This window comes from Paraburkholderia sp. BL9I2N2 (assembly GCF_004339745.1).
Lineage (GTDB): Bacteria > Pseudomonadota > Gammaproteobacteria > Burkholderiales > Burkholderiaceae > Paraburkholderia.
In genome coordinates this window covers 719,329-733,136 of the sequence record NZ_SMGP01000001.1, presented here as the reverse complement: position 1 = coordinate 733,136, position 13,808 = coordinate 719,329, and the positions used below count along the sequence as shown (strand labels likewise).

The window sequence follows — 13,808 nt, the reverse complement described above, 5'->3', positions numbered from 1 at the left end:
CAATGGTGCGCAGGGTCGCGTTCAGGCCAGTGCTCGGGTTGGCGCTCAGGTTAGCGCGCGATCTCGACGCGCTCATGGCCCGGCACTTCAGCGCCTCCGGTCCAACACGGCCTCACGCCGCGCACAACTCGCGCACCTCGGCGGCGAACCGCTCGACCGTTTCCGGTTGCGTATCCCACGCGCACATCAGCCGGCATCCGCCCGCGCCGATGAATTCGTAAAACTTCCAGCCGCGCGCGCGCATGGCCTTGGCGGCTTGCGCGGGCAATTGCGCGAAGACCGCGTTCGACTCTCCGGGAAACATGATGCTCACGCCCGGAATTTCCTGCAACCGCGTTTGCAACAGTTGCGCCATCGCGTTCGCGTGACGCGCGTTGCGCAACCACACGTCGTTATTGAGCAGGCCGAGCCACGGTGCTGAAATGAAGCGCATCTTCGAAGCCAGTTGGCCGGCCTGCTTCAGACGGTAGGCGAAATCGTCGGCGAGCGCGCGGTCGAAGAACACCACCGCTTCACCGACCGGCAAGCCGTTCTTGGTGCCTCCGAAGCACAGCACGTCGACGCCCGCGCGCCACGTGATCTCCGACGGATGCACGTCCAGCGCGGCGACCGCATTGGCGAAACGCGCGCCGTCCATATGCACTTTCAGATGACGCCGTTTGGCGATCGCCGCGATCGCCCGCACTTCCTCGACGCTGTAGACCGTGCCGACTTCCGTCGATTGGGTCAGCGTGACGACTTTCGGCTTCGGGTAATGGATGTCGGCGCGGCGCGTGACCACCGCTTCGATCGCGTCCGGCGTGAGCTTGCCGCCAATGCCCGGCGCCGTCAGCAGCTTCGAACCGTTCGAGAAGAACTCCGGGCCGCCGCATTCGTCGGTTTCGATGTGCGCGAGTTCGTGGCAAATCACCGAGTGATACGACTGGCACAGCGACGCGAGCGCCAGCGAATTGGCCGCCGTGCCGTTGAACACGAAGAACACTTCGCAGTCGGTCTGGAACAGTTCGCGCAGACGGTCGCACACCTGGTTGGTCCAGGAATCGTCGCCGTAGGCCGGCTCGTGGCCGCTGTTGTTGGCGGCGATCAGCGCGTCGAGCGCTTCGGGACAGATGCCGGCGTAGTTGTCGGACGCGAAATGTTGCATCGCTGGCGGCGCGTCCGGCGATGGGCGCGCTGGGATGACGGGAAAGCGGTCATTTTAGTGCGCCCTTCGGTTATTTGTTTTCCGGCTATGGGATTGGCTGGGACGCCTGCATCCACGCGCTTTCAATGGCAGCCGCATTCGGGCATGCGGCCCCGGCCACGCGGCATGCGCGCGACGACGATCAGCCCGGCCGCGCCCAGCAGCAACGCGCCCGCGGCCAGCCACAAGGCCGGCGAAAACGATCCGGTCTGCTCGGCGATCGGCGCGGCGACGAGTGGGCCGATGATCTGACCGACGCCATAGGCCGCCGTCGCGTAGCCCATCAGACCGGCAGCGTCGTCGCCGCGCAGACGCCGCGCCTCGCGCATCGCGAACAGCGTGATCGCGGTGAACGGCAAGCCGATCAGGATGCTGCCGAATGAGAAGCCGCCCGCCGTCGGCCAGACGATACCGAGGGCGATGCCGCACGCCTGCAGCACATAGCAGCCGGCAAGCAGCGTGCGGTTGTCCCAACGCACCGGCAAACGCGCCGCCAGCAGTGCGCCGACGATCAGCGCCGCGCCGAACATCGGCCAGAACAGGTCGGGCCATGCAGAGCCAGGCAATGCGTGACGCGCGATGACGGGCAGGAAGGTCGCAGTGATGATGTAGCCGAAACCGGGGACGCCGTAGAGAAGGATGAGCCAGAGGGCGTCGGCGTGGTGATGGGTGGGGTGGTGGGCGGTGCCGGTCGTGGTGGGTTGGGCGGCGGGGCGTTGGATTGGTGTGGCTTGGGTTGCTGCGCGTTGAGTTGCGGCGCGTTCCGTCGTGCCGAATTCACCGGTGTCACGTTGGCTCATCGCGCCAACACTCGTCTGATCGCCACGACCAGAACCAACCATGCGAGCGCGCAGATTTATTTCCCCACTGCCGGACGCCGCGCCAAACACCGGCCAAACCACAACCGACAGAGCCGCCGCAATCAACCCGAACCCGAGCCACCCAACCGTGGCCCCATACCCACCCGCCACGCTGACCAGCAGGCCCGTACCGACGATGCCCATGCCCGGCCCCGTGTAGATCACCCCGCCCCATCCATGCGCACCGAGCTCGGCGAGCCGCCGCAAGCCCCACTGGGACGCGAATACGAACGTCCAGGCGCTGACCGCGCCCGCGATGAACCGCACCACCGCCCAGATCCAGAACTGGCTCGCCACACCCATCGTCAGCGTCAGCAGCACCGTCGCGACGAGCCCCCAACGCACCATGCGCGCCGGCTCGATCCGCAGCGCCGCGCACGTGACCGCGCCGAGGAAATACCCCGCGTAATTGAACGACGCCAGCCAGCCGCCATGCTGAATATCGAGCTGCGGCTGACCGAACGCGTCGCCGTGAAGCATCAGCGGCAAGAGCGGCGTGAATGCAAATCGCCCGATACCGAGCGCGACGGCCAGCGTGACCATGCAGGCAAGCGCCGCGCGGCGGGCGGGGTGGCGTCCGGCGAAGCTGCCGTGCGTGGTGGAGGCGAGATTGTTCATGAGCAGGCGACGATACGTGCGGTCAATCGATCAGATGGCTTACGTCCATAGTAGCTTGACCTTTCAATCACGAAAAATGAATAATTCGGATACCACCCATCGCCTAGAGAGAACCATGGATCTGGCCGCTTTGACCATTTTTCGTGCCGTCGTGCGGGAAAACGGCGTGACGCGCGCCGCTGCCAAGCTCAATCGCGTGCAATCGAACGTCACTACGCGCATCAAGCAGCTCGAAGAGCAACTGGGCACCGACTTGTTCATCCGCGACGGCCGCCGCCTGGTGCTGACGCCCGCCGGCGAGACGCTGCTGCCCTACGCCGAACGCCTGCTCGCGCTCGCCGACGAGGCGCGTCATGCGGTGCGCGAGGACCGTCCGAGCGGGCGGCTGCGTTTGGGCACCATGGAAAGTGTCGCCGCGACGCGTCTCCCCGCGCTGCTCGCGCGTTATCACCAGCAGTGGCCCGCCGTCGCGCTGGAACTCGAGATCGGCACGACCGGCAAGCTGATCGAGCGGGTGCGTGAATTCGAAGTGGATGCCGCGTTGGTGGCGACGCCGTTGGACCCGGCTGCGCTCGGCGAATTATTCGAGTCGGTGTCGGTGTTCAGGGAAGAACTGGTGATGCTGACGCCGCGCGGGCATCGGCCGATTCGCGACGTCCGGGACATTGCACTGTCGACGCTGATTGCGTTCGAGCGTGGCTGTGCTTACCGGTCTTATATCGAGAAGTGGTATCTGGAGCACGGCGTGAGGCCGGCGCGCGTGCTGGAGCTGGGCTCCTACCACGCGATCGTGGCATGCGTGGCCGCTGGCGCAGGGGTGGCGGTGGCCCCGCGGTCGGTGCTGAATTTGCAGACCGATGCCAGCAATATCGCGGTGCATGAGCTGCCCGACATCGGAGTGATCGAGACACTGCTGGTGTGGCGACGCGGGCACTTTTCGTCCGCACTGAATGCGTTGAAACAGGCGCTGGTGATGCGGCAGGATGCGGTGAGCTTGCCCGAGACTGTGACTGCTGCGGAAGGGGCGTCCTGATTTTTTGACTGGAGGGTTGTTGACCGCACGGTTGCGGCGCGTCGCGCCAGACCCTCAAAAAAACTTAGGCCACGCGACACGCCCAACCTCCCGGCGCTCCGCGTGGCCCAATCACATCAGAATCAAAGCTGGCCTTCGACCCAACCCTTCACGCCGGCCAGTGCCGCAGGCAGATTCGCCGGCTCGGTGCCGCCAGCCTGCGCCATATCCGGACGGCCGCCGCCCTTACCGCCGACTTGCTGCGCCACGAAGTTGACAAGCTCGCCCGCCTTGACCTTCTTGCTGGCGTCCGCCGTGACGCCGGCGATCAGGCTCACCTTGCCACCTTCGACCGAGGCGAGCACGATCGCCGCGCTCTTCAGCTTGTCCTTCAGCTTGTCGACGGTTTCGCGCAGCGTCTTGACATCCGCGCCTTCGAGCGTAGCCGCCAGCACGTGCACGCCGCCGACTTCGATCGCCTGACCGGCCAGTTCGTCGCCCTGGCTCGACGCCATCTTCGACTTCAGCGCGCTCAGTTCCTTCTCCAGCGACTTCACCTGGTCCTGCACCTGCGTGATCCGCTGCGTCAGTTCCGACGGTTGCGCCTTCAACACAGCCGCGGCCGCATTGAAGCGCGCGTCGAGGTCCTGCACGAAGCGCACGGCGTTGTCGCCCGTGATCGCTTCCACGCGACGGATACCCGCCGCCACGCCGCCTTCCATGACGATCTTGAAGAAGCCGATGTCGCCGGTGCGATGCACGTGCGTGCCGCCGCACAATTCACGCGAGAAGCCCAGGTCGAGCACGCGCACTTCGTCGCCGTACTTTTCGCCGAACAGCGCCATCGCGCCGCCTTTCACCGCTTCGTCGAACGGCATGACGCGCACGATGCCCGGCGCGTTCGCCAGCACCTCGGCGTTGACGATTTCCTCGACACGGCGGATCTGCTCGTCCGTCATCGGCGCGTTGTGCGCGAAGTCGAATCGGGTCTTGTCCGCGTCGACGAGCGAGCCCTTCTGCTGCACGTGCGAACCGAGCACTTCACGCAGCGCCTTGTGCATCAGGTGCGTGGCCGAGTGGTTGCGTTGCGTGCGGGCGCGGCGCACCGCGTCGATTTCCGCCTTGACGACGTCGCCGACCTTCAGCGTGCCCTGCTCGAGCGTGCCGTGATGACCGACCACGTCGGCCTGCACCTTCAGCGTATCGCTCACCGCGAAGCGCACGCTCGCGTTGGCCAGCACGCCCTGGTCGCCGACCTGGCCGCCCGATTCCGCGTAGAACGGCGTGTGGTCCAGCACGACGACAGCCTGCTGGCCGTGGCTCACTTGCTGCACCGAGGCGCCGTCCACATACAACGCGACGACCTTCGCGTCGTCGAAGACGATTTCTTCGTAACCGTGGAACGTGGTTTTCGCGCCCGAGTATTCGAGGCCTTGCGCCATCTTGAACTTGCCCGCCGCGCGAGCCTGCTCGCGTTGACGCGCCATGGCTTCGTCGAAGGCGGCTTCGTCGACCGTCACTTCGCGCTCGCGGCACACGTCCGCCGTCAGATCGAGCGGGAAGCCGTACGTGTCGTGCAGCTTGAATGCGAGTTCGCCGTCGAGCGTCTTGCCGCCCTTGGCTTCGAGGTCGGCCAGCGCGCCCTCGAGAATCGACATGCCGTGCTCGATGGTCTCGAAGAAGCGCTCTTCTTCCTGACGCAGCACGTCGGTCACGCGCTGTTCGGCTTCCTTCAGTTCCGGGTACGCGCCGCCCATCTGCGCGACGAGGTCCGCCACCATGCGATGGAAGAACGAACCCTTCTTGCCCAGCTTGTAGCCGTGGCGGATCGCACGGCGCACGATCCGGCGCAGCACGTAGCCGCGGCCCTCGTTGCCCGGAATCACGCCGTCGACGATCAGGAACGAACACGCGCGGATGTGGTCGGCGATCACCTTCAGCGAATTATTGGTCAGATCGCTCACGCCGGTTTCGCGCGCGGCGGCCTGGATGAGCGCCTGGAACAGGTCGATCTCATAGTTGCTGTGCACGTGCTGCAGCACGGCGGCGATACGCTCCAGACCCATGCCGGTGTCGACGCACTGCTTGGGCAGCGGCGTCATGTTGCCTTGCGCGTCGCGGCTGAATTGCATGAACACGAGATTCCAGATCTCGATGTAGCGGTCGCCGTCTTCCTCGGGCGATCCCGGCGGGCCACCCCACACGTCCGGGCCGTGGTCGTAGAAAATTTCCGAGCACGGGCCGCACGGACCGACGTCGGCCATTTGCCAGAAGTTGTCCGACGCGTAACGCGCGCCCTTGTTGTCGCCGATGCGGATGATGCGCTCGACCGGCACGCCCACTTCCTTCGCCCAGATGTCGTGCGCTTCGTCGTCTTCGTGATAGACGGTGACCCACAGCTTGTCTTTCGGCAACTGGTACACGCCCGTCAGCAGTTCCCACGCGTAGTGGATCGCGTCGCGCTTGAAGTAGTCGCCGAACGAGAAGTTGCCCAGCATTTCGAAGAACGTGTGGTGACGCGCGGTGTAGCCGACGTTTTCCAGGTCGTTGTGCTTGCCGCCGGCGCGCACGCTGCGCTGCGCGGTCGTGGCGCGCGAATACGGGCGCGATTCCGCGCCGAGGAACACATCTTTGAACTGCACCATTCCCGAATTGGTGAAGAGCAGTGTCGGGTCGTTGCCGGGCACAAGGCTCGACGAGCGAACGATCGTATGGCCCTTCGATTCGAAGAACTTGAGGAATTTCTCGCGGATTTCGGCGGCTTTCATAGCGGGCGGGGACGGGTTTGCCAGTTCCCTGGCTGTTACCGGCGGCATCGTGGGATGCGCCAACTGTTTGTTTCTTAAACGACTGATTATACGGGATCGGCGCCCGTGCGCGGCAGCGCGGCCTGCATGGTTGGCCGTTCGGCCAGGTTTGAGCGGGCAACGTAGGGCATCGCGGGACTTTGTGGCGCGTGTCATTCGTCCTATGCCGTTCGGCCGACTGCGCCTGCGCGCGGGAATCGCTTAAGATTGCCCCCATTCGCGGCGCCTTGCGCGCCGCTTGGCCACAAAGGAGACATTGACCAATATGGGCGCTCTCAGTCATATCCGCGTGCTGGATCTCACACGCGTGCTCGCCGGACCCTGGTGCGCGCAGACTCTCGCCGATTTCGGCGCCGACGTGATCAAGATCGAACGCCCCGAAGTCGGCGACGACACCCGCCACTGGGGGCCGCCGTACCTCAAGACGCCAGAAGGCGAAGACACGCGCGAGGCCGCGTATTACCTCGCGGCGAACCGCAACAAGCGCTCGGTCACCGTCGACATCGCCTCGCCCGAAGGCCAGCGGATCATCCGCGAACTGGCGGCGCAGAGCGACGTGGTGCTGGAGAACTACAAGGTCGGCCAGTTGAAGAAGTACGGTCTGGACTACGCGTCGCTTAAGGAAGTGAAGCCCGACCTCATCTACTGCTCGGTGACCGGCTTCGGGCAGACCGGGCCGTATGCGCAGCGCGCCGGCTACGATTTCATCGTGCAAGGCATCGGCGGCTTCATGAGCATCACCGGCGAACGCGACGGCCAGCCGGGCGGCGGCCCGCAGAAGGCCGGCGTCGCGATTGCCGACCTCATGACCGGCATGTACTCGACCATTGCTGTGCTCACCGCCCTCACCCACCGTGACCGGACGGGCGAAGGCCAGTACATCGACATGGCGCTGCTCGACGTCCAGGTGGCGATGCTCGCCAACATGAATTCGAACTACCTGGCAAGCGGCCAGCCGCCGGTGCGATGGGGCAATGCGCATCCGAACATCGTGCCGTACCAGACCTTCCAGACGAGCGACGGCTGGATCATCGTCGCGGTCGGCAACGACGGGCAGTTCCGCAAGTTCGTCGAAGCGGGCGGCCGCCCGGAACTGGCGGACGACGAGCGTTTTGCCACCAACCCGGCGCGTGTGCGCAACCGCGAGATCCTCGTGCCGATTCTCGCGGACATGGTCCGCCTGCAGGGCAAGCAGCAATGGATCGCCACCCTCGAAGCTACGGGTGTGCCATGTGGACCGATCAACGATCTTGGCGAGGTGTTCGAGAATGAGCAGGTGGTGGCGCGCGGGCTACAGGTGGATCTGCCGCATCCGTCGGGCGGCACGGTCAAGCTGGTGCGCAATCCGATCAATATGACCGGCACGCCGCCTGAAGCGCTTGCGCATCCGCCTACGCTCGGTGAACACACCGAGACCATTTTGCGCGACGTGCTCGGGTATGACGAAGTGAGGATTGCGGCGTTGCGGGGGCAGTCGGTGATTTGATTCTGGTGGGGGCGCGATGGGGGCGTTCAGCGCGGGCGTTACTTAGCGACAGTTTGGCGCGTCAAACGACTCCAGCCACTCGCGCCCTTCGTTCCAATCGCCGAGCCCGCTGTCCGCGTTGATATGGCCGCGCGGGCCGATGTCGATCCAGCGGCTGCCCCACGCGTTCGCACAGGTCTTCGAAAACGGCACGCCGCCGTAGGGATCATCGCTGCTGGCCACGACGATCGTCGGAAACGGCAGCCGCTTGAGCGGCACCGGTGCGAAACCGGTCGCGTCCCGCGGAAAATGCGCCTCGGCGGGATCGGGCAGCGCGACCAGCAGTGCGCCCGCCACCTTCGCTAGCTGCGCGGCGCTCGCGTATTGCGACGCCCAGAAAGCCGTCGTCAGGCAACCGAGGCTGTGCGCGGCGAACACCACGGGCGCGTCGGCGGCGGCCACCGTGGCGTCGAGCGTGCGGCACCAGGCGTCGCGCTGAGGGTGGTCCCAATCCGGCATCTGTACGCGCACAAATGCCGGGCTCAATGCTTCCCAGCGTGTCTGCCAGTGGCCGGCGCCGGAGTTCTGGTAGCCTGGCAGCACCAGCGTGTCAGGTTGTTTTTGTCCGCTCATCGCGTTCCCCGTCGTTAGTCGTTATTCGCAGTTTATTGTTTTTGTTCGCGCCGCCGCCAGGCCGCGTCAATGCATCACGCGCCCCACACCCACGCCGCGTGGGTCCGCCGCCGGCTCGGGCGTCGTGCCCTCGATGCGGATCAACTGCACGTCGCCGTTGAACGACTGCCCTTCGAGCGTGTAGCCCTTGGCTTGCAATTGCTCGGCCAGCTCACCTGTGATCGGACGATACGGCTCGAAATAGATCGTCTTCTGCGGCAGCAACTGATGGTGGAAACGCATGGCGGCGAGCGCGTCGACGGGCGACATGTTGAAGTCGTACAGATCGGTCATCACCTGGAAAATCGACGTCAGAATGCGCGAGCCGCCGGGCGTGCCGATCACCAGCGACACCTTGTTGTCCTTCAGCAGAATGGTCGGCGTCATCGACGACAGCGGCCGACGTCCGGGCGCCACCGTGTTCACTTCGGCGCTGCTTGCGCCGGACGCGCTTGCGGCAGCGGGCTTGGTGACGAAGTCATCCATGGCGTCGTTCAGCAGGAAGCCGCCGCCGTCCACCACCACGCCTGAACCGAAGTCTCCGTTCAACGTGTAGGTGTTCGACACGGCATTGCCCCACTTGTCGACCACCGAGAAATGCGTGGTTTGCGCTTTCTCCGGGGCCGTGTCGCCGAGGCCCGGCTTCACCGGCGCCGCGCCGGGTACTTCGTCGGGCTTGACTTCGTCGGCGCGCTGCGCGAGGTAGGCGTCGTCGATCAATTTGCCGGTCGGCACCTTGTACGCATCCGGATCGCCCAGGTATTGCTGGCGATCAGCGAACACGCGGTCCTCGATCTGCGCGATCAGATGGATATACGGCACGGAGTTCAGCTCGAGGCCGTCGAACGCCTGCTTCAGATCGGCTTTCATCTTCAGCATCTGGATCAGCCCAACGCCGCCCGAACTCGGCGGCGGCGCGGTCACGATCTGATAGCCGTTCCAGTCGGCGGTAAGCGGCTGGCGCCACACGGCCTTGTATTGAATCAGATCCTGTTTCGTGACCAGACCGTGGCCGTACATCTGCTGGGCGATCAGATCCGCGGTGCGGCCCTCGTAGAACTCGCGCCCGCCGTCGCTGGCAATGCGCGACAACGTCTGCGCAAGCTCCGGCTGGCGGTACGTCACGCCCGCCTTGAGATTCGAAAAGTAGGCGTCGAAATTGGTCTTGCCGGCGAAGGTCTTCGCCGCCGCGTCGTGGCGCTGCTGCAACCACGGTTCGACCTGGAAGCCGTCGGTGGCGTAGCGGATCGCGGGCGCCAGCACCAGCTTCCACTTCAGCTTGCCGAACCGCTGCTGCGCCTCCCACATCCCCTCGACCGTACCCGGCACGCCCACTGCGCGATGCCCGACGGCGCTCATGCCAGGCAGCAGGTTGCCCTTGTCGTCGAGGTACATTTCGCGGGTCGCCTGTTGGGGAGCGCGCTCGCGATAGTCGAGAAAGTACGGCTTGCCGTCCATGAACACGGTCATGAAGCCTCCGCCGCCGAGATTGCCCGCATCCGGCGCGGTCACGGCCAGCGTGAAGGCGATGGCGACGGCGGCATCCACCGCGTTGCCGCCGGCGGCGAAGATCTGCTGCGCCGTGTCCGCGCTGTAGCGGTCCGGCACGGCCACCGCCGATGCGTCGAACACGGCCTTCGGCGGCGGCGTTTTTGCCAGCGCGGGCACGGGCGCGACGACGACGCCGGTGAACGCGGCGAGCATGGCCGATACCGTCAGGATCCGGGCCAGAGAAAGCGAGGTGAAAGGCGCGCGAGGCGCGCCGTGCGTCGGGACAGACATCCGAGAAACTCCGGCAACTAAGGGCGCCATGGTGCACGAACGGCAAGAATTCGTGCAAGGCGACAAAGGGCGGTGCGGCCTGCGTGGACGGCTGCGACGAGTGCACGCGCTGCGCGTCATGGCGCAAGCTGCACTGCCCCGGGAAATGATCGGGCGGCGGGCATGTGAGGCAAGGCGGGACGGCTGATGCGCCTTGCTATACGCGGTGATTTTCCGCCCCGCGCGCTCAGGTTGCGAGAAAAGCGGCCTGATGCTGCGCGATGCGGCCTGAACGCGGGCGCACAACGCCTATTGCGGCGTCCGGAAACCCCACACGGACCTACCATGCGGCCCTCGCGGACGAACCCGCGCCGCTGGCATCCTAAGGCGGCGGCGGGCGCGCGAACAAAACGTTTTACCTCCTGTTACAGCGCCGGCCTGCCCCCTGAATTGCCGTCAAAACCGCTCAAACGTTGGCTGCACGCCGCACTCGCCTGCTGCGACGGGACTCGTCAGGTAGAATTGTCGGATAAGTGGACGCATTGCGCGCCCCCGACAGACTTTCACCTTCTCGCATGAATACCGAACACAACGACGCGCCAGCGGCATCCAATTTCATCCGCAACATCATTGACGACGACAACCGCACCGGCAAGTGGGGTCAGCGCGTCGAAACGCGCTTTCCGCCCGAGCCGAACGGCTATCTGCATATCGGTCACGCCAAGAGCATCTGCCTGAACTTCGGCGTGGCGCGCAGCTACGGCGGCGTGTGCCATCTGCGCTTTGACGATACCAATCCGGAAAAGGAAAGCGTCGAATACGTCGACTCGATCATCGACGCCGTGCGCTGGCTCGGCTTCGAGTGGGAAAAAGGCGGCAAGGAAGAGCTCTACTACGCGAGCGACTACTACGACAAGCTGTACGAATTCGCCGAACTGCTGATCGAACGCGGCAAGGCCTACGTGGACAGCCAGTCGGCGGAAGAAATGCGCGCGAACCGCGGCTCGGCCACGGAAGTCGGCACGCCGTCGCCCTTCCGCGAGCGTTCGGTGCAGGAGAATCTCGACCTGTTCCGCCGCATGAAGGCCGGCGAGTTCCAGGAAGGCGAGCACGTACTGCGCGCGAAGATCGACATGTCGTCGCCGAACTTCAATATGCGCGATCCGGTGATCTACCGGATTCGTTTCGCGCATCACTACCGCACCGGCGACAAATGGTGCGTGTACCCGATGTACGACTACACGCACTGCATCTCGGACGCGTTGGAAAACATCACGCATTCGCTGTGCACGCTGGAGTTCGAGGACCATCGTCCGCTGTATGACTGGATCCTGAACGAACTCGCCGAGGCCGGCATTTTCACGCGCCCGCTGCCGCAACAAATCGAATTTTCGCGCCTGAACCTGACCTACGCGATCACCAGCAAGCGCAAGCTGCTGCAACTCGTGACCGAAGGCCATGTGGACGGCTGGGACGATCCGCGTATGCCGACCATTGTCGGCGTGCGCCGGCGCGGCTTCACGCCGGAAGCGATCCAGCTGTTCTGCGAGCGCATCGGCGTGACCAAGGTCGATTCGTGGATCGACATGAGCGTGTTCGAAGGCGCGCTGCGCGACGATCTGGACGACAAGGCGCCGCGCACGGCCGCCGTGCTCGATCCGGTGAAGCTGATCATCGACAACTTCCCCGAAGGCGTGACCGAGCCATGCAATGCGCCGGTCCATCCGCATCACCCGGAAATGGGCGTGCGCGAGTTTCCGATTTCGCGCGAGCTGTGGATCGAACGCGATGACTACAACGAAACGCCGCCGAAGGGCTACTTCCGCCTGTTCCCGGGCAACAAGGTGCGTCTGCGCTACGGCTACGTGATCGAATGCGTCGGCGCGGACAAGGACGAGAACGGCAACATCGTCGCGGTCCATTGCAACTACTTCCCGGACAGCAAATCGGGCACCGAAGGCGCGAACAACTACAAGGTCAAGGGCAACATTCACTGGGTCAGCGCGGCAGCCGCGTGCCCGGCCGAAGTGCGTATCTACGACCGCCTGTTCAAGGAACCGCAACCGGACGCCGGCGGCCGCGATTTCCTCGAAGCGCTGAATCCGGATTCGAAGCGCGTGGTCAACGCCTACCTGGAACCGGGCGCGCGCGAAGCGCTGCCGGAGCAACGCTATCAGTTCGAGCGTCATGGCTATTTCGTCGCCGACCGCGTCGATTCCAAGCCGGGTAAGCCAGTATTCAATCGCATCGTCAGTCTGCGCGACAGTTGGGGCAAGCCGGCGTAAGCTGGAACGCACCCTTTTGCAGCGCATCTGAAGTTGGATATGGCGTGCGTCTTGATAGAAAGATGCACGCCGTTTTGTTGCATCATGTTCCATCGACAGCGACGGCGCGGCATCCGCCAACGCCAGTCCGGGAGGTCCGATGAAAGTTGCAGCCCGCCGCAGGGCGAGTACCCGGCGCACAACGGGAAGCACGGCGCGCGCGGCGCGTTTCGTTCAGGGCGCGCGTTGCGCGCTCATGGCGCTGACCACGTTCGGCGCGGCGTCGCTCGCCTGCTCCGCTCAAACGGATGAACTCACCGGCACGCTGAAAAAAATTCACGACGACGGCGTGGTCGTGCTCGGCGTGCGTGAAGCGTCGATTCCTTTCTCTTACTTCGACGGCAAAGGCACGGTCGGCTATTCGCAGACCATCGCGCTGCAGATCGTCGACGAGATCAAGAAGACGTTGGGCATGCCGCAACTGAAGGTGCACGAGATCACCGTGACCTCGTCGAACCGCACGCCGATGCTGCTGAACAACCAGATCGATCTGGAATGCGGCTCGACCACGCACACGGTGGAACGCGAAAACGTGGCCGCGTTCTCGAACAGTTTCTTTCAGTACGCCGTGCGCATGATCGCGCGCAAGAACAGCGGCATCACGGATTTCCCCGACCTGGCCGGCAAAGCGGTCGTGACCACCGCGGGCACCTCGGATGAACGCCTGCTGCGCCGCCTGAACACCGACAAGCACCTGAACATGCGCATCACCAGCGCACGCGATCATTCCGAGGCCTTTTCCGCGCTCAAGGACGACCACGCCGTGGCCTTCGTGATGGACGAGCCGATCGTGTACGGATTCAAATCGACCGATCCGCGTCCCGACGATTTCGTGGTGACCGGCACGCCGCTTGGCTATGAAGTCTACGCGTGCATGTTCCGTAAAGGCGATGAACCGTTCCGCACGCTCGTCAATGGCGTGATCACGCGCAGCCAGACTTCCGGCGAAGCGGAACGTCTGTACAAGCAGTGGTTCACGCAACCCATTCCGCCGCACGGCATCAATCTGAACTATCCGCTGTCGGAGCAGAACCGCGCTTTGTTCGCGCATCCGAACGACCGCGCACTCGACTGAGTGTCGGGCGGTCCACACAGTCGCTGGCCTC

9 protein-coding genes are annotated in these 13,808 nt (G+C 64.6%); 4 read left to right on the top strand and 5 right to left on the bottom strand.

Annotated elements, in window-relative coordinates:
• Window positions 1–112: 112 nt before the first annotated feature.
• Complete coding sequence (locus B0G74_RS03425) at window positions 113–1,144, bottom strand: low specificity L-threonine aldolase (RefSeq protein WP_132373656.1); 1,032 nt, start codon at window positions 1,142–1,144, stop codon at window positions 113–115.
• A 122-nt stretch (window positions 1,145–1,266) separates the two neighbouring features.
• The gene (locus tag B0G74_RS03420) at window positions 1,267–2,661 is read right to left on the bottom strand and encodes a YbfB/YjiJ family MFS transporter (RefSeq protein WP_132373655.1); all 1,395 of its coding nucleotides are present in this window, start codon (window positions 2,659–2,661) and stop codon (window positions 1,267–1,269) included.
• Window positions 2,662–2,776: 115 nt separating this feature from the next.
• On the opposite strand from B0G74_RS03420, the gene B0G74_RS03415 reads away from it, so the two are divergent.
• On the top strand, window positions 2,777–3,694 hold the full coding sequence (locus B0G74_RS03415) for a LysR substrate-binding domain-containing protein (RefSeq protein ID WP_132373654.1): 918 nt from the start codon (window positions 2,777–2,779) through the stop codon (window positions 3,692–3,694).
• A 122-nt stretch (window positions 3,695–3,816) separates the two neighbouring features.
• Here B0G74_RS03415 and alaS read toward each other — a convergent pair whose 3' ends face one another.
• Window positions 3,817–6,441 carry an alanine--tRNA ligase gene (alaS, locus tag B0G74_RS03410; protein WP_132373653.1) on the bottom strand — a complete coding sequence of 875 codons (2,625 nt, stop codon included), beginning with the start codon at window positions 6,439–6,441 and terminating at the stop codon, window positions 3,817–3,819.
• Between the two features lie 304 nt (window positions 6,442–6,745).
• Here alaS and B0G74_RS03405 point away from each other — a divergent pair, with 304 nt between their 5' ends.
• Window positions 6,746–7,966, top strand: coding sequence for a CaiB/BaiF CoA-transferase family protein (locus B0G74_RS03405; protein WP_132373652.1), 1,221 nt, complete (start codon window positions 6,746–6,748; stop codon window positions 7,964–7,966).
• A 42-nt stretch (window positions 7,967–8,008) separates the two neighbouring features.
• On the opposite strand, the gene B0G74_RS03400 is transcribed toward B0G74_RS03405, so the two are convergent.
• Together B0G74_RS03400 and ggt are read right to left on the bottom strand one after the other, a co-directional pair.
• A complete protein-coding gene (locus B0G74_RS03400) occupies window positions 8,009–8,578 on the bottom strand; it encodes an alpha/beta hydrolase (RefSeq protein WP_132373651.1) in 570 nt (189 codons plus the stop codon).
• Window positions 8,579–8,644: 66 nt separating this feature from the next.
• A complete protein-coding gene (ggt, locus tag B0G74_RS03395; protein WP_132373650.1) occupies window positions 8,645–10,399 on the bottom strand; it encodes a gamma-glutamyltransferase in 1,755 nt (584 codons plus the stop codon).
• Between the two features lie 554 nt (window positions 10,400–10,953).
• On the opposite strand from ggt, the gene B0G74_RS03390 reads away from it, so the two are divergent.
• A complete protein-coding gene (locus tag B0G74_RS03390; protein ID WP_132373649.1) occupies window positions 10,954–12,663 on the top strand; it encodes a glutamine--tRNA ligase/YqeY domain fusion protein in 1,710 nt (569 codons plus the stop codon).
• Window positions 12,664–12,898: 235 nt separating this feature from the next.
• Window positions 12,899–13,777: a transporter substrate-binding domain-containing protein gene (locus B0G74_RS03385; protein WP_132376827.1), complete on the top strand. Its 879-nt coding sequence runs from the start codon at window positions 12,899–12,901 to the stop codon at window positions 13,775–13,777.
• Window positions 13,778–13,808: the final 31 nt, after the last annotated feature.

Coding starts and splice junctions, on each gene's coding strand:
- B0G74_RS03425 (WP_132373656.1), bottom strand. CDS start 1,144: ATGCAACATTTCGCGTCCGACAACTACGCCGGCATCTGTCCCGAAGCG.
- B0G74_RS03420 (WP_132373655.1), bottom strand. CDS start 2,661: ATGAACAATCTCGCCTCCACCACGCACGGCAGCTTCGCCGGACGCCAC.
- B0G74_RS03415 (WP_132373654.1), top strand. CDS start 2,777: ATGGATCTGGCCGCTTTGACCATTTTTCGTGCCGTCGTGCGGGAAAAC.
- alaS (WP_132373653.1), bottom strand. CDS start 6,441: ATGAAAGCCGCCGAAATCCGCGAGAAATTCCTCAAGTTCTTCGAATCG.
- B0G74_RS03405 (WP_132373652.1), top strand. CDS start 6,746: ATGGGCGCTCTCAGTCATATCCGCGTGCTGGATCTCACACGCGTGCTC.
- B0G74_RS03400 (WP_132373651.1), bottom strand. CDS start 8,578: ATGAGCGGACAAAAACAACCTGACACGCTGGTGCTGCCAGGCTACCAG.
- ggt (WP_132373650.1), bottom strand. CDS start 10,399: ATGTCTGTCCCGACGCACGGCGCGCCTCGCGCGCCTTTCACCTCGCTT.
- B0G74_RS03390 (WP_132373649.1), top strand. CDS start 10,954: ATGAATACCGAACACAACGACGCGCCAGCGGCATCCAATTTCATCCGC.
- B0G74_RS03385 (WP_132376827.1), top strand. CDS start 12,899: ATGGCGCTGACCACGTTCGGCGCGGCGTCGCTCGCCTGCTCCGCTCAA.